General features: G+C 47.6%; 17 protein-coding genes. 15 read left to right on the top strand and 2 right to left on the bottom strand.

What is annotated here, in order from left to right; genetic code table 11:
• The first annotated feature begins 44 nt into the window (after positions 1–44).
• The 7 genes from DW096_RS11520 (at position 45) to DW096_RS11490 (ending at position 11,327) form a co-directional block, all read left to right on the top strand.
• Complete coding sequence (locus DW096_RS11520; RefSeq protein ID WP_005834397.1) at positions 45–1,049, top strand: 2-oxoacid:ferredoxin oxidoreductase subunit beta; 1,005 nt, start codon at positions 45–47, stop codon at positions 1,047–1,049.
• Positions 1,050–1,678: 629 nt separating this feature from the next.
• Positions 1,679–5,059, top strand: coding sequence for a SusC/RagA family TonB-linked outer membrane protein (locus DW096_RS11515; RefSeq protein WP_369904476.1), 3,381 nt, complete (start codon positions 1,679–1,681; stop codon positions 5,057–5,059).
• 31 nt (positions 5,060–5,090) lie between these two features.
• Complete coding sequence (locus tag DW096_RS11510; protein WP_008662569.1) at positions 5,091–6,773, top strand: SusD/RagB family nutrient-binding outer membrane lipoprotein; 1,683 nt, start codon at positions 5,091–5,093, stop codon at positions 6,771–6,773.
• Between the two features lie 301 nt (positions 6,774–7,074).
• Positions 7,075–8,583, top strand: a complete 1,509-nt coding sequence (locus DW096_RS11505) for an amino acid adenylation domain-containing protein (protein ID WP_008662567.1) — start codon at positions 7,075–7,077, stop codon at positions 8,581–8,583.
• A gap of 8 nt (positions 8,584–8,591) precedes the next feature.
• A complete protein-coding gene (locus tag DW096_RS11500; protein WP_005830717.1) occupies positions 8,592–8,834 on the top strand; it encodes an acyl carrier protein in 243 nt (80 codons plus the stop codon).
• Positions 8,835–8,837: 3 nt separating this feature from the next.
• Positions 8,838–10,226, top strand: coding sequence for an MBOAT family protein (locus DW096_RS11495; RefSeq protein WP_008662563.1), 1,389 nt, complete (start codon positions 8,838–8,840; stop codon positions 10,224–10,226).
• A gap of 12 nt (positions 10,227–10,238) precedes the next feature.
• A complete protein-coding gene (locus tag DW096_RS11490) occupies positions 10,239–11,327 on the top strand; it encodes a hypothetical protein (protein WP_005830721.1) in 1,089 nt (362 codons plus the stop codon).
• On the opposite strand, the gene upp is transcribed toward DW096_RS11490, so the two are convergent.
• A complete protein-coding gene (gene upp, locus DW096_RS11485) occupies positions 11,270–11,929 on the bottom strand; it encodes a uracil phosphoribosyltransferase (protein ID WP_005830723.1) in 660 nt (219 codons plus the stop codon). The two genes, DW096_RS11490 and upp, sit on opposite strands and share 58 nt — an antisense overlap.
• Before the next feature lie 293 nt (positions 11,930–12,222).
• On the opposite strand from upp, the gene pckA reads away from it, so the two are divergent.
• Both pckA and DW096_RS11475 read left to right on the top strand, forming a co-directional pair.
• Positions 12,223–13,830: a phosphoenolpyruvate carboxykinase (ATP) gene (gene pckA, locus DW096_RS11480; RefSeq protein ID WP_008662559.1), complete on the top strand. Its 1,608-nt coding sequence runs from the start codon at positions 12,223–12,225 to the stop codon at positions 13,828–13,830.
• Between the two features lie 137 nt (positions 13,831–13,967).
• Positions 13,968–14,615 carry a nitroreductase gene (locus DW096_RS11475; protein WP_022400767.1) on the top strand — a complete coding sequence of 216 codons (648 nt, stop codon included), beginning with the start codon at positions 13,968–13,970 and terminating at the stop codon, positions 14,613–14,615.
• Positions 14,616–14,705: 90 nt separating this feature from the next.
• Here the strand turns inward: DW096_RS11475 and typA are convergent, their stop codons facing one another.
• Positions 14,706–16,505 (bottom strand): translational GTPase TypA, encoded by a 1,800-nt coding sequence (gene typA / locus DW096_RS11470; protein ID WP_005830735.1) that lies wholly within the window; start codon positions 16,503–16,505, stop codon positions 14,706–14,708.
• 159 nt (positions 16,506–16,664) lie between these two features.
• Here typA and rpsO point away from each other — a divergent pair, with 159 nt between their 5' ends.
• The 6 genes from rpsO (at position 16,665) to DW096_RS11440 (ending at position 23,370) form a co-directional block, all read left to right on the top strand.
• Entirely contained in the window at positions 16,665–16,934 is a 270-nt protein-coding gene (rpsO, locus tag DW096_RS11465) for a 30S ribosomal protein S15 (protein ID WP_005830737.1), read from the top strand.
• Positions 16,935–17,026: 92 nt separating this feature from the next.
• Positions 17,027–17,914 (top strand): helix-turn-helix domain-containing protein, encoded by an 888-nt coding sequence (locus DW096_RS11460; RefSeq protein WP_005830741.1) that lies wholly within the window; start codon positions 17,027–17,029, stop codon positions 17,912–17,914.
• Positions 17,915–17,927: 13 nt separating this feature from the next.
• Positions 17,928–18,416, top strand: a complete 489-nt coding sequence (locus DW096_RS11455) for a DUF4251 domain-containing protein (protein WP_117963210.1) — start codon at positions 17,928–17,930, stop codon at positions 18,414–18,416.
• 143 nt (positions 18,417–18,559) lie between these two features.
• Positions 18,560–20,884, top strand: a complete 2,325-nt coding sequence (locus DW096_RS11450; protein WP_118931118.1) for an outer membrane beta-barrel family protein — start codon at positions 18,560–18,562, stop codon at positions 20,882–20,884.
• A gap of 176 nt (positions 20,885–21,060) precedes the next feature.
• Entirely contained in the window at positions 21,061–21,636 is a 576-nt protein-coding gene (locus tag DW096_RS11445) for a helix-turn-helix domain-containing protein (protein ID WP_005830747.1), read from the top strand.
• Positions 21,637–21,723: 87 nt separating this feature from the next.
• Positions 21,724–23,370 (top strand): AMP-binding protein, encoded by a 1,647-nt coding sequence (locus tag DW096_RS11440; protein ID WP_009037622.1) that lies wholly within the window; start codon positions 21,724–21,726, stop codon positions 23,368–23,370.
• Positions 23,371–23,455 lie beyond the last annotated feature (85 nt).

Below are 23,455 nucleotides of genomic sequence, written 5' to 3'. Positions count from 1 at the left end.
CCAATTATCAACTATCAATTATCAACTATCAATTAAAAAAGATTATGTGCGAATATACAGCAAAAGACTATAAAAAAGGACAACCCCGTTGGTGTCCGGGTTGTGGTGACCACTTCTTTCTGGCTTCACTGCACAAAGCAATGGCAGAAATCGGCAAAGCTCCTTGGGAGAATGCCGTCATCTCAGGTATCGGCTGCTCCAGCCGTCTGCCCTATTACATGAATACGTATGCGATGCAGACCATCCACGGACGTGCTGCTGCCATCTCTACAGGTGCCAAGGTTGCCAATCCCAACCTGACGGTATGGCAAATCTCCGGCGACGGTGACGGTCTGGCCATCGGCGGTAATCACTTCATCCACGCCGTACGCCGTAACATCGACCTGAACATGATTCTGCTGAACAACCGCATCTACGGTCTGACCAAAGGTCAATATTCTCCGACCTCTCCACGTGGTTTCGTCAGCAAGTCGTCTCCCTATGGTACGGTAGAAGATCCATTCCACCCGGCAGAGCTTTGCTTCGGTGCCCGCGGCCGTTTCTTTGCCCGCGCGGTAGCTACCGATGCTCCGGGGACAGTGGAAATATTGAAGGCAGCCATGGCTCACAAAGGGGCTTCCGTTTGCGAGATTCTGCAAAACTGCGTTATCTTCAATAACGGTACGCATGACTCCGTAGCCAAAAAGGAAGACCGCGCCAAGAATGCTATCTACTTGAAACACGGCGAACCAATGCTCTTCGGCGAGAACAACGAATACGGACTGATGCAGGAAGGCTTTGGTCTAAAAGTCGTGAAACTCGGTGAGAACGGCATTACAGAGAAGGATATCCTCATCCACGATGCCCACTGCATGGACAACACCCTGCAACTGAAGCTTGCCCTGATGGAAGGTCCCGACTTCCCGATTGCACTCGGTGTTATCCGCGATGTGGAAGCTCCTACTTACGACGATGCTGTTCATGAACAAATCGAAGAGGTGTCTGCCAAGAAGAAGTATCACAACTTCGAGGAGTTATTGATGACGAATGATACGTGGGAAGTAAAATAAACCACTAAGATTTATTAATATCATGTTTGCACGAAACAAATAAGGTGCAAACATGATATTAATTTCCTAAAAGTAAGAGTACCTCCCTATCCTTTCTCTCCCAAACATAGATACTTATTACGCCAAACATGCAGTTCTTCCATCAAGAATAACTATATTTGCCACAGTAACCATAGTAGTCACATTTTGAAAGTAATTCTCTGATTTATACTGGCTTAATATCAATCTCACAAACCGCAGGCTGATAGCTCTTTCGTTCGAGTAATCCTTCCCGGATAAAGGTCAAAAACACTCCCACCCTGAAAAAAAATGCAACCACTGCAACTGCACCAGATTTTATTGTAGTGATAGAGCATACCTCCGATGAACAAGGCTACCAATAAGGGTCGACAACAAGACTTCAAGGGAAGAGAGGGAAATTGTGGAATACCTACTGTGGATTTTTTCCACATCTCCACACCACAAACACCCGAACTTCCCTTTTTCCCGATAGAAAATAAGCAATTGATTATCAACATTATTCATCCTTAAAAGGATAGTCTGCCTTTCGTTTGGCATACCTCTTGCTAAAATATCTGCCGAAAGGACGTAACATTTATAATAAGATAAATCAATTATTTTTCAGTAGTATGAAAATCAGGATGAGAAAACGGTGTGACATTCCACATTCAGCGTCGCACTTCCAAAAAAGTTTGATTATTGCAAGTTGGTTATTAACATTTCTTTTCACCGGAACAGCCTTTGCACAAGAGAACCGAACCATTACAGGCATTGTAAGAGATGTAACGGGAGAACCGCTTATCGGTGCCAGCGTCATACAGAAAGGCACCAACAACGGCGTCATTACCGATGTGGACGGCAACTTCACACTGACCGTTCCTGCAGATGCAACACTCTCTATCGCTTACATGGGCTATGCTACTCGGGAGATAAACCTGGCAAAACGAAAAAAGCAAGGCGACCTGAAGATTACACTCAGCGAAGATACCCAGCAACTGAAAGAAGTCGTAGTAACGGCAATGGGTATCAAAAAAGACACGAAACGTGTCGGCTATGCCATCAGTACCATCAGTGCAGACGAATTGGTAAAGGCAGGAGCACCCAACTTTGCCTCTGCCATGTACGGTAAAGCACCGGGAGTCCGCATCACACAGACACAAGGCGGTTCTGCCGGAGCTGTCTCCATCAACGTACGCGGACTGACTTCCATCACTGGAAATAACCAGCCACTCATCATTCTGGACGGTGTACCCATCCGCAACGGCGGCACGGGTAAAAGCACGGACTTCGCCGAATTTGGCAACGACGGACAAATCCGTTCCAATGGTCTGGTAGACATCAACCCAGAGGACATCGAGAGCCTCAGTATTCTGAAAGGAGCTTCCGCCACAGCTCTCTACGGCTCGGAGGCTGCAAACGGTGCGGTAGTCATCACTAGCAAGCGCACCAAAAGCGGCAAGCTGACGGTGGACTTCAATGCCCAAGTCATGGCAAACTTACCGGCTTATCTACCAAAAGTACAGACCGTATACGGGCCGGGAACCTACAACACCGCATACAGCGATTATGAGAAACAGACGGGAGGCTTCTATCAGAGAACCCTAAACGGACAAAGCTACAAAAGCCTCCGTTCCACCACCTTGTCCTTCGGCCCGAAATACGACGGCAGCGAGGTACTTTACTGGGACGGGAAGATGCGCCCCTACCAGGCACTGACCGACAACCCGTGGAAAGAGTTGTTTCGCACCGGCTGGACCCAGACTTACAATCTCGCCATCTCACAAGGGACGGAAACCACCAGCAACCGCTTCTCCTACACATTCATGGACGAGATTCCCAATGCCCTGACCGGAAGCTTCACCAAACACAACTTCAAGCTGACCGGTTCGTATCAACTGGCGAAACCGCTGAAACTGGAATACTCCCTTAACTACATCGTACAGAATGTAGAAGACCGCCCGCAAACCTCGCTCAACCTATACAGCGGTTTCGGCAACATGTTCTCCACCTTCCTGGACATTCCCTATCTGAAACAAAGTTACGTCACCAGTCTGGGATACCGTAATACCTTTGTCGGAGGAAACGCCACGCTGACTCCTGAGGAATCATGGGCCTACGACCCCAGTTACGCCACCGGAGTGAACAACATGCTGTGGAATATGTACCATCACCATAGCGACGAGACAGAGAACCGGCTCATCGGTATGATTCGCCCCACCTGGCAGATAACCAACTGGCTGAGTCTGCGCGCCCAGGTTTCAACTGATATCACAGATGTGAAGCAAACACTGAAATATGAAAGCGAACAACCCAATTCCCTATACGACCCCAACGGTAGCTTCCAGTCCATCAACCGCCGTTACGACATTGTCTATGGAGATGTTATGTTGAACTTCAACTATAATATCAACCGCTTCGACATTGCCGCCACCGTAGGCTGGACCGGACGCTACGAAAATATGAACAATATCAGGGTCTCCACCAATGGCGGGCTTGTCACGGAAAACTGGTTCGACCTCAATGCCAGCCGCTACACGCCAAGCAGTACCCTGCAACGTATGGAACTACTGAAAACCGGCTATATGGGTACACTGAGCCTGGGATGGGACAACTATCTATTCCTTGAACTGACCGGACGCCAGGAACGCTCGTCTACCCTAAAAGACCAAAGTTTTTTCTATCCTTCCGCCAATCTGAGTTTCCTCTTCACCCAAGCCTTCCACATGCCGTCATGGTGGAACTATGGAAAACTGCGCCTCTCATACGGTATCGTAGGAAATGCTCCTGAAACCTATACCGCCAATATCGTCTACGAGCAAGGTTCGGACAACGGATTCACCTGGAACACCATTCCCTCTTCATGGGGGAATGCAGATATCCGTCCGGAAAAGAAGTACGAATACGAGATAGGTCTGGAAAGCAAGTTCTTAAACAACCGGTTGGGTATAGATGTATCTTACTACAACAACCGTGTAAAGGACCAGATACTCTCCACGCCGCAACCTTCCACATCAGGCGTAAAGAATGTGTTGATGAATGTGGGCGAGGTAGCCAACCACGGCTGGGATATATCAATCAGTGCCACTCCCATACTGACCAGAGATTTCCGCTGGGACCTGACAGCCAACTATGGTGTATATAAGAACAAAGTAGTGAAACTGGCCGATGGAGTGCCCTATCTGGAAATACTCAACTCCGGAGGTAGTGGAATAAAAATACAAGCTGTGGAAGGCCAGCCAATGGGTGACATCTATGCGCAGGTTCCCCAGGTGAACGAAAACGGTGAGTACCTCGTTTCCGATAAAGGTCTTTACCTCAACCAAACCGAATTGCAGAAAGTCGGCAACATCAATCCGGCAGGCGTAGGAGGTCTATTCAACTCTTTCTCCTACAAGAATGTATTCCTCGATTTCAGTATCGACTTCCGCATCGGAGGAGATGTTATCAACGAAATGAACCAATATGCCACCGCAGTGGGTCTGACACCCGAATCCCTGAAGTACCGTGATACGGAACACGGCGGACTATCCTATTACTATCCGGGCGACAACAGTTCCAGCGGAATTCCGGTACAAGTAGACCCTTCCACGGGTGTCGGCCCCAACGGAGAGATAATCTACCACGACGGCATCATTCTTCCGGGTGTAGTGGCCTCCACTGGCGAAAGAAACACACGTATCATTCCGGCAGGCTATTACTACAACACCACCTATAATTGGGGAACGGAGGCCGAACAGCTGACATACCGCCATTCGGTATTCGACAATTCTTATGTCAAACTGCGTGAATTGACCATCGGCTACCAATTTCCCGAAAAGATGATCTCCAAACTGGGACTGGGCCGGCTGAGTGTGTCGGTCTTCGGACGTAATCTCTTCTACTTCTACAAAGCACTGAAAAACTACGATGCGGAGTCGTCCGTCGGAACATCCTGGGCCAACCAGGCTACCGTGGGAAGTTCTACCACAGCTACCCGCAGTTTCGGTGTTTCACTTCGTGCAAGTTTCTGACAAAACAACCATCCAAAAAACAAAAAAGAGTATGAAAAAGACAAAGATATTATCTCTTGTTTCATTGGGAGCATTCCTCCTGACAACATCAGGCTGTACGGATTATGACTTCGACAGCAAATACGAAGACCCCTCCAAAGTAACCCAAGTCACCATCAGTAATCTGATGGTAGGAGTCTTCCAAAAAGTAAAGGACTATGATGTTTACGAATACAACCGGTTCTTCGGATTCGATTCACAGTTTACGGGCAAGTATGCACAAACCTTCGGCTACTCCAACACTACGGATATGTATACCCCCGGCTATATACCCGCTATTGACGGACAGTGGGACAATGTGTATTCGGCACTGGCCCAGTTCCGTAAGCTGGAATCTCTCTACGAGGAAGAAAGCGCGGCAGAACAAGCCCAGGACGAGGCATTCTATCTTGCCGCCAAAGTACAGTTGTACGATTTCTTTGCCGCCACAGTGGACGTTTTCGGGGATATGCCTTTCTCGGAAGCTTGTACGCTGCCGCTTACCAACGATGTAGGTAAATCGTATGCTCATTATGACAAGGCCGAGGATATTTATAAAACCATTCTTGATGAGCTCAAAGAAATTGCTCCACGGTTCCGTTCCATCCCCACACCGAGGAACTTCAATACACAAGACTTTATCAACAACGGGGACATGGACAAATGGGAACGCTATGCAAACTCCTTGCGACTGCGCCTTGCCATGCGCGTAGCCGCGCAAGGAGACTTGCAGGCGGAAGGCCGTACCGCCATCAAGGAAATCCTGGAAAATCCGTCAGCCTATCCGTTGATAGAGGAACAAGAAAACAACATTCTCATTGTCAACCAGAAGTCTGGGCAACTGAACTTCACCGCAGGCCACGGACTGGGTGACTGGGTAACTAACCGACTTGCTTCGGGCGCCATCATCGACCGCATGCTGGGCCATGGCAACTATGATATGACCAGCAATGACCCACTGAGCGGCGTTTATGTGAAAGGAGAAGACGACCCGCGCATCCTGCTCAACTTCAATCCCGTGAAGATTACCAACCAAAACACCGGTCAATTGGACGAACACCGTTATCTGGGCACAGACCTTACCGTGGCAGATGAGCTGACGGAATATTACAACTCGCAGGCACAAGACGAAGTCAATACCAGCAACACCGGTTTCTCACAAATCACGCAGAAAGGTTTCTTTTGGGAAAACGATAAATTCGACATGCTGATAATGGCCTCACCCGAAATCCATTTCCTGAAAGCGGAATCCTATGAAATGGGGTATGGAGTGGCAAAGAATGAAGCAAAAGCGGAAGAAGAGTTCAAAAAGGCTGTCAGCCAGTCCATCACGCTTTACTACTATTACGACTCGGTAAGTACGGGTGAAAACGCACGCCGGTATAATGCCCCCACTGCCGAAGAAACAGCCTCTTTCGCTGCTGCCAAATGGAACAGCACGGAATATGCAGACAAGCTGGATGCTATCATTACCCAAAAGTGGCTGCATTTCGGTTTCCTAGCCAGTCGTGAGGCATGGAGTGATATCCGACGTACCGGCTATCCGTCCGGCCTGGCCTTCCCCGAAGTGGCCGGTACCATCACAAATGTGCCGAACCGCTGGAGATACCCGAATACGGAAGTCAACTACAATCCCTACTATAAAGAGGTGTCAGCCGAAGACACTTACTACCACAAACTGTTCTGGGCAAAATAAGGACTTTGTTCGCAAACCCATTTTGCCCGAAGAGTATATCATACTCACCACAGAATAACACGGATTAACACAGATTGCCTTAGGAGTTCTGATAATAAAGAGCTTTTAGCAGTGTTAATCCGTGTTATCCTGTGGTGAGTATGTATTTGCCCCCTCTGTTTCTTTTATTCCGAACAGTATCCCTCCTTTTTTAGAAATCTTAAGGATTTCCCGGTAGGGAGATTGCGGGAAACCACTGTCTTTAATGAACGACGGACAAACATCGCTTCCGCAAAAACTGAACTATAACATAACGGACTAAATGAAAAAGTATCCAAATGACTTGATTGGCGACATCATGAAAGCCTTCGGCAAATATGCCGACCGACCGGCATTCGTCATCGAAGACACGGCCTGCACTTATGGAGAGCTGGCAACTTGCGTACAGAAAATATCCTCCCTATTCAAGGACAGAGAAGACAAAATTATCGGCATCGTCGCAGAAAACAGACTGGAAACATACGCATCCATACTATCTGCACTGATTTGCGGAAAGACATACGTCATCCTGCATCCTTCCTACCCCAAACATAGGAACGACAGAATTGCCGACTCGGCAGGCATTCGCCTCGTGCTGCATACCGAGAATATCCATGTCTTGAACCTCGACACCCGGAATCTGGAACTGATATGTACCTCCGAAATAGAGCAGGCAGAGAACTCCGCCACGTTCCATGCCGCAGAAGACATCCTCCATACGGCAGAAGAGGAAAATGCCTACATCATCTTTACCTCCGGAAGCACGGGCGAACCCAAAGGAGTACCCATCTCCCGCCGTAACCTGAATGCTTTCTATACCGCCTACCACCGCCTCGGCTGGCAACTGGACGAGAACGACCGGATGCTGCAGATGTTCGAACTCACTTTTGACGTTTCCATCGTATCCTTTCTATATCCGCTGACGCTGGGTGCTTGCATATACACCGTTTCTCCGGAAGGCGTGAAATACATCAACGTAATTGAAACTCTGGAAAAATACGACCTGACCTTCGCTGCCGTGGCCCCTTCACTGCTCCAGCTGCTACGTCCCTATTTTCCGGAGATACACCTCCCCGCACTTAGATATCTAGTGGTTACTGCCGAGGCTTCTGACGCGGAGCTGTTGGATGCTTTCAGAAAATGTGTCCCCAATGCCTCTTTCATAAACCTATACGGACCGACAGAGGGAACCATCTACTGCACTGCCTACCGGATACCCGTCACCTCCTGCAAGCATCACAACGGCATGACCGCTATCGGAAGGCCTTTCGAAGGCATCGATGCCCTAATTATGGATAACGACGGTCGCCCGCTGCCTACCGGAGAAACCGGCGAACTATGGATTAGCGGCAATCAAGTGATGGGTGGATACTGGAATGCTCCCGAAAAAAACGGGGAATGCCTCGTAGAGACCGCCAATGGAAAAGTATACTACAAGACGGGAGACCTCTGCCGGATGGATGCCGACGGTGACATCATCTATTGCGGACGAAAAGACTCACAGATAAAGATACAAGGATTTCGCATCGAGCTGAGCGAGATTGAACATGTGGCAAAAAACTTTTTCAACGGTGAATGCCGTGTAGTCGTCATTCCCAAATACGACAACGGCAATCAGTGCGAACTACATCTCGTCGTAGAGAAGAAACAGCTCGACAAACAGCAGATGGAGGAATATCTGTATAGCAGGCTTCCCTACTACATGATTCCCAAGCATATGCATTGCCTGGAACAGTTTCCGCTGAACACCAGTAGCAAAACAGACAGAAAGAAAATACAAGAACTAATTTAAACTTGACAATGGATACACAGACTATTTTGAATGAAATGAGCCTCATCTTTCGGGAGGTACTGAAAAGAGAGAACATTGTACTTGACAATGAGACCACCGCCCAGGATGTGGAAGGATGGGATTCACTGACCAACATGCAACTGATAAACAAGATAGAGAAGAAATTCAATGTACGCTTCACCTTCAGAGATATTGTAAAACTCAAAAACGTGGGAGACATCTGCCATGCCATTTTAACCAAAACCAACTAGGAAATGTCATTCATATCCCTGAACTTCGTCGTACTGTTTGCGTGTACTTTCATTCTATACCATACGCTTCCTTCACGATTCAGAAAAGCGACCTTACTGACAGCCAGCTGCCTCTTCATAGGCTTCTACCACCTCGCTTTTCTGATAACGGCCCTCATCCTCACGCTTACCACCTTCTACCTTGGCAAATGGATAGGACAGGCCAAGCGGGAAAGCGGCATGAAGGGAATTTATTTTTCAGGTGTGTGTTTTCTGGTTGTAAGCTGGTTGGCATTCCGGTATGCTGACCGGCTTACAAACTGCCACATTCTCTTTCCACTGGGAATCTCTTTCTATACTTTCCAGGCCATTTCGTACCTGACAGAAATCTACTGGCAAGAAGAAGAACCGGAAAAGAGCCTGCCCGACTTCATGATATACATGCTCTTCTTCATGAAGTTCCTTTCCGGTCCCATAGAAAGAGCAAGTGACATGCTCCCCCAACTGAAGTCCTGCAAAGCCACGGACTATACATCCATGGTCTACGGAATGAGACTGATTGTCGTGGGACTAATAAAGAAACTGATACTGGCCGACTCCATCGCCCCATACATAGACGGTGTCTTCGGGTCGGTATACACAGCCTCGGGCGTGCAATTGCTGATGGCATGCCTCCTATATCCGATAGAGCTGTATGCCGACTTCTCCGGATATACCGACATCGCATTGGGAGGAGCGCGCATGCTGGGATTCAAGCTCAGCCCAAACTTCAACCGGCCGTTCATTGCACAGACCACTGCCGACTTCTGGCGCCGATGGCACATGTCGCTTTCATTCTGGGTACGCGACTATCTGTACCTCCCGTTGTCCTCGAACCTGCGTGGATGGGGACAATGGGGCGTATTTCTAAGTCTGGCGCTGACCTTCACGGGACTGGGTATCTGGCATGGTGCCGGATGGAACTTCGCTGTCTACGGACTAATTCAAGGTGTCATCATCTTCTACGAGATGAAGACCACAGCATTTCACCGCAGACTGAAAGCCCAATTGGGAAGCCGCTTATATGCCACATTATCCGTCGTAAGGACCTACCTACTTTTTGCCGTATCTCTGATATTCTTCCGGGCAAGTTCTATGGCCGAAGCGTTCCACTACATCAGCCACCTCTCCTTCGGCGTACATTACAGTTGGAAGGAAATGAACATCGGAATGCCGGACCACAACAGCATTGTGGCAGGAAGCGCACTCGTACTGATATTGGTTTACGAATATTTCATGTCCAAGCATGATTTGCTAGAAGCCCTCGGACGACAGCCGGCAGCCGTAAGATGGAGTATCTATTATCTGCTCGCCATAATACTTTTCACACTGGGACAGTTCAACTCGGACAGCTTCATATATTTACAATTTTGACAATAAAGACACATGATGAAGAAAAACAGCGAACGGAACGCAGCCATACGTTTCATGAAAAAGCTCTTTATCCTTTTTATCCCTTTTATAGCCCTACTGGCAGTCTATTTCCTGGACGACCCTTTCATGGTCCTGAAGAACTATGAACGATACGACCAAACCCCGGTTGTACTAAACGAAGGGCACGTGGGGTGGCAGATGTATCTGAACAACCGGGATACCATCCCCATCGACTCCTATATCATGGGAAACTCCTGCACTATGGCTTATCAATGCCATGAATGGGAGAAATACCTCCACGGCGGAAGAGCCGTACGGCTATTCGGAAATGCCGAAAGCCTTGCCGCCGTCTGCCTGAAGCTGAAGGCACTGGACAAGGCAGGTGCAACAATCAAGAACCTGCTGCTGATTATCGACAAGGAATCATTGCACAACGACCGTTGCCTGACCGGACATTCCAACATTCTGCCACCCGCCATATCGGGAATAAGCAGCTTCAAGTTTCAGAAGGAATTCTGCCAAGCCTTCTTCTACCCGAACTTTCTCTTCCCCTATCTGGACTACAAGCTGTTCCATACCTATCGCCCTTACATGAAAGGGGTTATAAACCCCTATGGCTCCACCCGAAACCCGGTAACCAATGACGTGTTAAATCCCAGAGAGAAAATGATAAAGGAAGAGGGAGATAAGTACTGGGAAAACCGGAAAGGAGAATTCACCAAAGAGAAAATGAAGAATTATAGAGACGGGAAATACCGGGAAGCCCCCCAAGTGCTCAGGGAAAAGCAAATCAATCTGTTGCAGGAAATAAAGTGGATTTGCCGGAAACATGATACCGATGTAAAAATCATTATCAGTCCCGACTACCTGCAAGTCAACATAAACCCTGCCGACGTAAAGACACTGAAGCGCTTCTTCGGAAAACGGAATGTATTTGATTTCACCGGTATCAACGAATACACGGAAGACATCCACAATTATTATGAACCGGGTCATTATAGGCCCGCACTTGGGAAAAGGCTGATGGAAAAGATATATGAACCTTATATCTTGTCACCGAACGCCAAATCTCCGGCATCTCCCAGCCCGGGAACGATATAGGAATGCTCGTTCATCTCCGGGTCGATTGCTGCACACCACAAGGTCACTTCATCTCCAGGGAACAGCTTTTCCAGATGCTCTACGCCCTGCTGGCTGGCTATGACACAAGCTATCTGCAACTTGGCCGGCATCCCCTTGGTGACGAAGGCCTTCCAGGCCAATTCCATACTTTCTCCCGTGGCAAGCATCGGGTCTACAATCAATAATGTCTTCTTGGACAAATCCGGAGTAGCGATGTATTCGATGTGTACATCCACCGTACGGCATTCCTTATCCTTATAATAACGGTAAGCGGAAACAAAAGCGTTCCCGGCATGGTCGAACATATTCAAGAATCCAGTATGCAAAGGCAATCCGGCACGGAAAACAGTGGCAATCACCACCTCGTCATCGGGTGTGCTGACCGACGCCACCCCCAAGGGAGTCTGTACCTGCTTGACAGAATACGTCAGTTCCTTACTCATTTCATACGCCATTATCTCTCCAATGCGTTCAATATTACGGCGGAAGCGCATACGGTCGCCCTGGACTGCTACATCACGAATTTCCGCCACGTATTGGTTCAAGACAGAATTTGTCTCGGCAAAGTTGATAACCTTCATAATTATAGAATGTTTTGATGTGCAAAGTAAACGAATTTCACCCAATTTGCAACATTCAGTTAGCAGATATTGTTATGGTTTTATAAAAGATTTCCTATTAGAGAAAAATTTCTCTAATAGAGCTTTTCTTTAAAAAGAAAGTATTACTTTTGTAGGCGAAAAACAAGGGACCTGCTGAAAAGCAGGAAAAAAAGAGCTTTTCTACACCCGTTTTTCCTTGTAAATCAAAGGTAAAAAGAGATTAAGGAAAGAGATTATAAACCAAATACCAACATTTTAAATCATTAAAAGAAATGGCAAATTTAGATTTAAGCAAGTACGGTATCCAAGACGTGAAGGAAATTATCCACAACCCGTCTTACGATGTACTGTTCGCAGAAGAAACCAAACCAGGTTTGGAAGGTTTTGAAAAAGGTCAGGTAACTGAACTGGGTGCTGTAAATGTAATGACAGGTATCTATACCGGTCGTTCTCCTAAAGATAAATTCTTCGTAATGAATGAAGCCAGCAAGGATTCTGTATGGTGGACTTCTGAAGAATACAAAAACGACAACAAACCTTGCTCTGAAGAAGCTTGGGCTGACTTGAAAGCTAAAGCTGTTAAGCAGCTGAGCGGCAAGCGTCTGTTTGTTGTTGATACCTTCTGTGGTGCCAACCCCGCTACTCGTATGAAAGTACGTTTCATCATGGAAGTGGCATGGCAGGCTCACTTCGTAACTAACATGTTCATCCGCCCGACTGCTGAAGAACTGGCTAACTACGGAGAACCCGATTTCGTATCATTCAACGCTTCTAAGGCAAAAGTTGACAACTACAAGGAACTGGGTCTGAACTCTGAAACAGCTACTGTATTCAACTTGAAGACCAACGAACAGGTTATCTTGAACACTTGGTACGGCGGTGAAATGAAGAAGGGTATGTTCTCTATCATGAACTACAAGAACCCGTTGCGTGGTATCGCTTCTATGCACTGCTCTGCCAACACTAACATGGAAGGTACTGACTCTGCTATCTTCTTCGGTCTGTCCGGTACTGGTAAGACTACCTTGTCAACTGACCCGAAACGTCTGTTGATCGGTGACGACGAACACGGATGGGATGACGAAGGTGTATTCAACTACGAAGGTGGTTGCTATGCTAAGGTTATCAACCTGGATAAAGAAAGCGAACCCGATATCTACGCTGCCATCAAGCGTGACGCTCTGTTGGAGAATGTTACAGTAGCTGCTGACGGTAAGATTGACTTCGCTGACAAGAGCGTAACTGAAAACACTCGTGTTTCTTATCCTATCTACCACATCAATAACATCGTTAAGCCGGTTTCCAAGGGTCCTCACGCTCACCAGGTAATTTTCTTGTCTGCCGACGCATTCGGTGTATTACCTCCGGTATCTATCCTGAACCCTGAACAAGCTCAGTACTACTTCTTGTCTGGCTTTACTGCTAAGTTGGCTGGTACAGAACGTGGCATCACTGAACCGACTCCGACATTCTCTGCTTGCTTCGGTGCTGCTTTCTTGAGCTTGCATCCTACTAAATATGCAGAAGAATTGGTTAAGAAGATGAACAAGGTTGGTGCTAAGGCATACTTGGTTAACACTGGTTGGAACGGTAGCGGCAAACGTATCTCTATCAAAGATACTCGTGGTATCATCGACGCTATCCTCGACGGTTCTATCGACAAGGCTCCGACGAAGGTTATTCCTTTCTTCGACTTCGTGGTTCCTACTGAATTGCCTAATGTAGATCCGAAGATTCTTGATCCTCGCGATACTTACGAATGCGCTTGCCAATGGGAAGAAAAAGCAAAAGACCTGGCTGGTCGCTTCATCAAGAACTTCGCTAAGTTCACTGGCAACGAAGCTGGTAAGGCTTTGGTTGCTGCTGGTCCGAAGCTCTAATCTGACAATAAAGTTAGAAACATATGGAAAAGGTATCTCCTCCGGGAGATGCCTTTTTTCTTTTTTAATATCTCTATCTCATTGATAATCCGAAAGTTTTAGTAGTTTTGCAGAAACCATTATTCAAATAAAGCAATATGAAAAGTATCAGATTGATGTTGGCAGGCGCAAGTTTGTTACTGCTCTGCAGTTGCGGTGCCCAGGTCCAGAAAGAGACCCAAGTTGCCAATGCAAATGAAAGCAAAGAGAATGCGGTGATTGAAACCATCATGTCACGCCGCAGCATCCGCCAGTACAAACCGCAAGCCGTGAATCGCGACACCATGCAGATTATCCTGGATTGCGGTATCAATGCACCCAACGGACAGAACAAGCAATCGTGGGAAGTGCGTGTAGTGGATAACCCGGATTTCATCAACGGCATCACGGAAATCTACAAGAAGGAAAATCCCAAAGCCGCCGAAGACCCGAAATTCAAGAACATGTTTCGCAACGCTTCTACAGTAGTATTTATTGCCAATGACCCGTCTTATGACCTTTCGCAGATTGACTGCGGACTGCTGGGTGAGAATATGATTCTATCAGCCTGGTCCATGGGAATCGGTTCTTGCTGCTTGGGCGGTCCCACGCGCTTCATGACCTCTACTCCGGCTGCTGCCGAATACCTGAAGAAACTGGATATTCCGGAAGGCTATCAGCTACTTTACTGTATCGCTTTCGGCTATCCGGACGAAACGCCCACTGCCAAACCCCGTAATGCGGCAAAGGTAAAATTCATCGATTGACTTTCGTTTGAATGACGACAATAAAAAGGAGTGCCTCACCTTTCGGCGGGGCACTCCTTTCATATATAACAACTAAAACTCTTCTGTTTATCAGTTCTTGTTTGCGCGTTTACGCTCAAGCTCATCGAGGATAACCTTACGCATACGCATTGATTTAGGAGTAACTTCCACATATTCATCCTCCTTGATGTACTCCAGTGCCTCCTCAAGAGAGAACTGTACGGGAGGAATCAGACGTGCCTTGTCATCCGAACCACTGGCACGCATATTGGTAAGCTTCTTGGACTTCGTTACATTAATCACCAAGTCGTTGTCATGGGAATGCTCGCCCACTACCTGGCCTGCATAAACCTCTTCCTGCGGGAAAATGAAGAATTTGCCGCGGTCCTGCAACTTGTCAATGGCATAGGCAAAAGCCGTACCGGACTCCATGGCAATCATAGAACCGTTGGTACGCCGTTCAATCTCACCCTTATACGGTTGATATTCCTTAAAACGGTGTGCCATGATAGCCTCGCCGGCAGAAGCGGTCAACACATTGGTACGCAGACCGATGATACCGCGCGACGGCATGTCGAACTCAAGATTTACACGTTCGCCGGCACTTTCCATCTTCACCATTTCACCTTTACGACGGGTCACCATATCAATCATCTTGCTGGCATATTCTTCGGGAACATTGATGGTAAGCTCTTCAATAGGTTCGCATTTCACGCCGTCAATCTCCTTGAAGATTACCTGCGGTTGCCCTACCTGCAACTCATACCCTTCACGACGCATGGTCTCAATCAGTACGGAAAGATGAAGCACGCCACGGCCGGAAACAATCCACTTGCCGTCTTCCTCGCTCTTGCGCACGCGAAGTGCAAGATTCTTATCCAACTCCTTCATCAAACGGTCGTGGATGTGGCGGGAAGTAACAAACTTACCTTCCTTACCGAAGAACGGAGAGTCATTAATGGTGAAGAGCATACTCATCGTAGGTTCATCAATGGCAATAGGCGGCAACGCTTCCGGATTTTCGTAATCGCAGACCGTATCTCCGATTTCGAATCCTTCGATACCTACCAACGCACAGATGTCACCGGAAGACACTTCCTGCACCTTTACACGGCCCATACCTTCGAATGTATGCAATTCCTTGATTTTTGATTTCACGATACTCCCGTCACGCTTTGCCAAAGACACATTCATGCCTTCTTTCAATATGCCACGGTGTACGCGGCCCACAGCAATACGCCCGGTATACGAAGAATAATCCAGCGAAGTAACCAGCATTTGCGGTGTACCCTCCAACTGTTCGGGGGCAGGAATATTCTCCAAGATACAGTCCAGAAGCGGATAAATGTTATCAGTCGGCTGCTGCCAGTCGGTACTCATCCAATTATTCTTGGCAGAACCGTAGATAACGGGGAAATCCAGCTGGTCCTCGGTTGCATTCAGGCTGAACATCAAGTCGAACACCATCTCGTACACTTCTTCGGGACGGCAATTTGGCTTATCCACCTTATTCACAACAACGATAGGTTTCAGACCAATCTGCAGAGCTTTCTGCAATACAAACCGTGTCTGCGGCATAGGACCTTCGAAAGCATCCACAAGCAGAATGCATCCATCCGCCATATTCAATACACGCTCCACTTCACCTCCGAAGTCACTGTGTCCCGGAGTATCAATAATGTTAATCTTGGTGTCTTTGTAGTTGATAGAAACGTTCTTTGAGAGAATCGTTATACCTCGTTCACGCTCCAGGTCATTGTTATCCAACATTAATTCACCTGTGCTCTGGTTGCTGCGGAAAAGGTTTCCGGCCAAAAGCATCTTGTCAACGAGCGTCGTTTTCCCATGGTCCACATGGGCAATAATTGCAATGTTTCTAATCTTTTGCATATAATACCTATTATTTTCAGGCGACAAAGTTAGTGATTTTGGATTAGATATGCAGTATAGATATGATTTTTTTGCTGAATATCATTGTGATATAAAAGTTTATCCCTATCTTTGCAGCCCCGAAAGGGAATAATTTATAATAACTTTTAATTAAACATTATGTATTTAGACGCTGCTAAAAAGCAAGAAATCTTCGGCAAATACGGAAAGTCTAACACTGATACTGGCTCAGCTGAGGCTCAGATAGCTTTGTTTTCCTACCGTATTGCTCGTCTGACTGAGCACCTTAAGCTCAACAGAAAGGATTATAGTACAGAAAGAGCTTTGACTATGTTGGTAGGTAAACGCCGTGCGTTGCTGACTTATCTGAAGGACCGCGACATCACCAGATATCGTGCTATCGTCAAAGAACTCGGCTTGCGTAAGTAATCTACTTGCGGCAAAACCATTAAAAAAGGAAGTTTTCCAAAAGGAAACTTCCTTTTTTGTTCATAATCCGATTTATACCTAATTTTGTATCCATGAAAAGAAAAGTATCAGCAGCAAATCTTTCGATAGCAATCACTTTTCTATTGATACTGCTATCATTCGGCTTCGGTTATCGCAGCTATTCGCAGGCAGAACAACGTGTGGTCTCTGACCTGAACCAGGCACTGCAACGCACAGTATTGCAGAACAAGGGATTATGGTTGAATGCGGACACAATCCAGACTTATGCCAAACTACAAGAAGTGATAGGTGCCCCCGTTTCTGTAAACGGTTCCCACAGAGCCTTTACCGAAGCATTGTCCATCACCGGATTGAAAGATGTCTCTACCCTTTCGCTGCATATACTGAAAAAGAACTCTCCCGCCACCGTATTCAATGAGATTCCTGCCGGATGTCTTGCCAGCGACACATTGGTATGGCTCTCCACCACAGCCGATGCATCTGGACTGACACTTTCCTTCCGGGGATATGCCCGTTGCTCAGCTACCATGCTGTTCAGCTTATCCAAGCAGACAATTCCGGCAACATTGCTATTGGCCGCCCTGCTGTGGGGAGGATTCACCTTTTTCTATTTCCGTCGGCGCACAAAGACTAATGCCAGTAACGGGCAGCAACAAGAAAACTTCATTACCTTCGGCAACCTTTCGCTTTCCCTCCAGGAAGCCTGCTTCTATAACGAACAGCAGGAAAAGCTAAAACTCACCCCCATGCAGTACACACTGATGGAGATGTTCTACCTTTCTTCCTCACACCTACTTTTCAAATCCGACATCTGCCAATCGCTATGGCCGGGAAAAGACAATGCAGACGAAACGCTTTACACATTGATACGGCGTCTGAAGCCCATTGTCGAGGACAACAGCAACCTCAGAATAACAACAGATCGTGGCCGCGCCTACGGACTGGAAATAAAAACCTAAACATTATAGAATCATGAAGACTAACAAACTTATCCTATTAGGGCTAATCTGCCTGACTGTCGCAATGCCGACAACCGCCCAAAACCGTAACGAAAAGAAAGCGCGCACTGAACGTGCTGTAAAAGAAGCTATTGCTGCTAAACAATACAAAATCAACGTAGATCGGATGCAACCGATGAGAGGCGGTAGCCGTAACCTGACCACCAACTACACACTGGAAATCAGAAACGACTCCGTTTTCTCTTACCTGCCTTACTTTGGAGTGGCCTACAATGCTCCGTATGGAGGAGGCAAGAGCCTGAATTTCAATGCATCCATCACCGCATACACAACTAGAGCACTCAAAAAAGGCAAAATCCAAATAGACTTCAAGACCCGTAGTGATGAAGACAATTATGAGTACCGCCTCACCATCTTTCCCGATGGTTCTACCAGTATCCATGTGCAACCCATGAACAAACAGTCCATCTCGTTCACCGGAGAGATGGATACAGAAAAGTAATCATCTTCCCCCTTTAAAAGGACAAAAGAAAGTATTGTCAGTCTATTGTCAGGCAAATGTCAGACAACTATCCGCTTTTTGTTTCTTCCATCCCGGCAGAAAGCGGATACCTTCGTGTCCCGAAATCAAACAACAACCGGAACATGAAACAGATAATATGTATTCTTGCCCTGCTCCTAATGAGCGTCACGACAACAAAAGCACAAACCAGCCCGGCAACACCCTCCATCCAAGGTAAAATTCTCACAGAGGAAAAGCAACCGATAGAGTTTGCCAACATCGCCCTCCTTTCCGAAGATTCCACCTTCATACAAGGAACGTGTAGCCGAAGCGACGGTAGTTTTGAACTTCTCCCTCCCGCTCCCGGAAACTATCTACTACAAATTTCTTCCATCGGTTACAAAACCCTTTGCCAGCCTTGCCCCACCGGGAGTACCCACAACTGGATATTGCAAACCGATGCCGTGCTACTTGCGGAAACCGTCATCACCGCCGCCTGTCCCGTTTTCCGACTAAAGGGCGGAAAGTTGGAGACAAGCGTACGGCAAACCCTGCTCGTATCCTTGAATGATGCCAACGACGTATTGAAACATATCCCCGGACTACGCTCCTCTGATGAGGGGTATACCGTTTTTGGCAAAGGGACACCGGTCATCTATATAGACAACCGCCTTCTGCAAGACAACTCCGAGCTGCAACGCCTCTCTGCCGCCGATATTGAAAAAGTGGAGCTCATCACCAACCCGGGTGCAGAGTACGATGCTACCGTTAAAGCCGTTGTACGCATACGCACCGTACGTAACAAAAGAGACAGTTTTGGCGGTAATTTCCGTGCAGGAATCACCCAACGGAGACGCAACAGCCATTACGGACAAGTCAATCTGAATTATCAGAAGAAAGGACTGTCCCTGCTGGGCATGCTGTACACCAATTATGAAAACAGAAAACGCCACCAGGAGGTTCGCTACCAGATACCGTCCGAAATACAATGGGATGTAAATAACCGGGTTCACTTATATAATAAGAGACTACTTGCCGGAGGAAAAGCAAGCGCCAGTTACGACTTCAACCCCCAACACAGCCTCGGTGCCTCCTATGAGTTTCATCGTACCCCCGATTATCACAGCAGTGACCATTCGGCATATACCGTCCGGGCAAATGAAGAATTGGCCGATCACACCATACATTCCTCCCAAAACTTGCAGCAAACCAACCGGCACCAGCTGAATGCCTACTATCAGGGCAGCATAAAGCAACTCCACATAAACTTCAACACCGACCTGGTATACGGCAAAAGTTATAATCACCAGGAGGCTCAAGAAGAAAGCCAGACCGAAGGCAATCGCGACATCAGCTCTTTCAACCACGCCGACAACCGCCTTTATGCCGCCAAGTTGATTCTGACCCATCCCCTTTGGAAAGGTGAACTGAAGACCGGTGCCGATTACACCTTCATCCGGCGAAATGACAATTTCCTGAACCGGCAGCACATACTTCCCGATACAGACAGTCGAATCGACGAAAGCAAGTCCGCCGTCTTTGCCGAATACTCACTGACATTAGGAAAAATCAGCCTTCTTGCAGGACTGCGCTTCGAGCATGCCGTCTCCGACTATTGGGAGCAGGAAAAGTACGTGTCCGGTCAAAGTCGTACTTACAATGACTGGTGCCCCAACCTATCGGTAGACTTTCCTCTCGGCAAAGCCCAAGCCAATCTCAGCTATACAGCCAAAAGCAACCGCCCCAGCTTCTTCCAGCTACGTAGCACACTGAGTTATAACAACCGTTTCATCTACGAAGGCGGAAACCCGCTACTCACCCCCGAAACCAACCACGACCTGCTGTTCACGGCCCTTTACAAGTGGGTACAATTCGGACTTAACTACCAATACCGCCGCAATGCCATTGCCTTCATGACCAAAGAATACGAGGACAATCCGGATGTTGTCATCTTCACTACCGGAAATTTCAAACGGATGCAGTATCTCACCGCCTCTGCCCATCTGTCACCCACCGTCGGCATCTGGAAACCGGAGCTCGGCATTTACTTCGCCCAACCGTTCTTCAAAGTCACCAATCAAGGCAGTAGCAAGAATATGAACCGCGGCAGCATTTACCTCTTTCTGCAAAACAGTCTCCAGCTTCCGGACGAGTGGACTCTCTCCCTTGATGCCGACTACCAGAGCGAAGGCAACTTCGGCGCCATGCTGCAACGTTCCTATTGGGGCATAGACGCTGGCATCCGCAAAACATTCTTCAACAAAAGGCTGACGCTCGGACTGCAAGCCAATGACCTGTGGAATTCCCGGTATGGCTCCTTCATGCTGTTCGGTCCCCGGCTGACCTATACGAAAAAGGCAAACCCGGACTCGCGCAGCTTCTCCCTGAACCTAAGCTATCGTTTCAATGCAGCAGGCAAAGCGTACAAAGGAAAGCACGTATCGGAACAAGACTTGAAGCGGCTATAAACAGAACTTTGGGGAAGAAAGAGAAACAGAACAGAAGAATATTATACAAATAAGCCGACCACCGGAGATATTTCAGCAATATTTTCCCTCAGAATGTTGCATCAAGTAAAAGTTTCTCTTATTTTTGCGGTTTAACAGCTATAAATTATAACCTTTAGACAGAAAATACTATCATTATGGATACCAGCAAAATCGTAGGAGAAAAAATAAAATCACTCCGTGAAAGCCAATCCATCAGTATGGAAGAACTGGCACAGCGTTCGGGACTTGCTATCGAACAGATTGAACGTATAGAAAACAACATCGACCTCCCGTCACTGGCTCCCCTCATCAAGATAGCTCGTGTGCTGGGTGTACGTTTGGGAACTTTTCTTGACGACCAGGATGAGAACGGTCCCGTGGTCTGCCGTAAGGACGAGTCGCAGAACAGTATCAGCTTCTCCAACAATGCCATCCACAGCCGCAAGCATATGGAGTATCATTCACTCTCCAAATCCAAAGCCGACCGCCATATGGAGCCGTTTATCATTGATGTGGCCGCTACGGACGACAGTGACTTTGTACTCTCCTCACACGAAGGCGAAGAATTCATCATGGTGATGGAAGGGACCATGGAAATCAGTTACGGCAAAAATACCTACCTGCTCGAAGAAGGTGACAGCATCTATTACGATTCCATCGTTCCGCACCACGTACACGCCTATGAAGGGCAGGCAGCCAAGATACTTGCAGTAGTTTATACACCAATTTAAATTAATGGAAAATTAAAAGGTGAAAATGGAAAATGATAAATACTTTCTATTTTCACCTTTCAACTTTCCACTTTCAACTTCCACATCATGTTATACGAACGTACCCTCGGCCAATGGTTGGAACATTGGGCCGAAACAACACCAGACAAAGAATATATCGTTTACTCTGACCGCAACCTGCGCTTCACCTGGAGCCAGTTCAACCGCCGGGTGGACGACATGGCCAAAGGACTTATCGCCATCGGCGTGGAACGGGGAACACACGTAGGTATCTGGGCAGCCAATGTACCCGACTGGCTGACTCTATTATACGCTTGCGCCAAGATAGGTGCCGTCTACGTAACGGTAAACACCAACTACAAACAGTCCGAGCTGGAATATCTCTGCCAGAACTCCGACATGCATACCCTCTGCATCGTCAATGGCGAAAAGGACAGTGACTTTGTGCAAATGACCTATACCATGCTTCCGGAACTGAAGACTTGCCAACGCGGACACTTGAAAAGCGAACGTTTCCCTTATATGAAAAACGTCATCTACGTGGGGCAGGAGAAGCACCGGGGCATGTACAACACGGCCGAAATACTTCTCTTGGGCGACAATATAGAAGACAGCCGCCTGAATGAGCTCAAAAGTCAGGTCACTTGCCACGATGTAGTGAACATGCAATACACCTCCGGCACTACGGGATTCCCGAAAGGCGTCATGCTTACCCACTACAACATTGCCAACAACGGTTTCCTTACCGGTGAGCACATGAAGTTTACCGCCGATGACAAGCTCTGCGTCTGCGTACCATTGTTCCACTGCTTTGGCGTGGTACTTGCCACCATGAACTGCCTGACACACGGCTGTACGGAAGTAATGGTGGAACGCTTCAACCCACTGGTAGTGCTCGCCTCTATCCACAAGGAGCGCTGCACGGCACTTTACGGCGTACCCACCATGTTCATTGCCGAACTGAACCATCCGATGTTCGACATGTTCGACATGTCCAGCCTCCGTACGGGTATCATGGCAGGTTCCCTCTGCCCGGTAGAGCTGATGAAGCAGGTGGAAGAGAAAATGTACATGAAGGTAACCAGCGTTTACGGGCTGACCGAAGCTGCTCCCGGAATGACCGCCACCCGGATAGATGACCCATTCGACGTACGTTGCAACACTGTAGGACACGACTTTGAACATACGGAAGTAAAGGTTATCGACCCCGAAACCGGAGAAGAGTGTCCCGTAGGCGTACAAGGTGAAATGTGCAACCGCGGATACAACACCATGAAGGGTTACTACAAAAACCCGGAAGCCACGGCCGAAGTCATTGACGAGAACGGTTTCCTGCACTCGGGAGACCTTGGAGTGAAGGACGAGGACGGCAATTACCGCATCACAGGACGCATCAAGGACATGATTATCCGCGGTGGTGAGAATATCTATCCCCGCGAGATAGAAGAGTTCCTCTATCAACTGGAAGGCGTAAAAGACGTGCAGGTAGCCGGTATTCCCTCTAAGAAGTACGGTGAAGCCGTAGGCGCTTTCATCATCCTGCACGAAGGAGTGGATATGCACGAATCGGATGTACGAGACTTCTGCATCGGCAAAATATCCCGCTACAAGATACCCAAGTATATCTTCTTCATCAAAGAATTCCCCATGACGGGAAGTGGCAAGATACAGAAATTCAAGCTGAAAGACCTGGGATTACAGCTTTGCAAGGAGCAGGGGATTGAGATTGTGTGATAATAAAGGATAAGAGATAAGGGGTTAGCGATTAGGGATTATTTGGGGCCGCATAGACTTTAATATAGGCATAAACCCATCCTTA

It is taken from the genome of Bacteroides sp. AM07-18 (assembly GCF_003602695.1).
Classification (GTDB): Bacteria; Bacteroidota; Bacteroidia; order Bacteroidales; family Bacteroidaceae; genus Bacteroides; species Bacteroides uniformis.
This window is presented reverse-complemented; position numbering and strand designations above follow the sequence as displayed.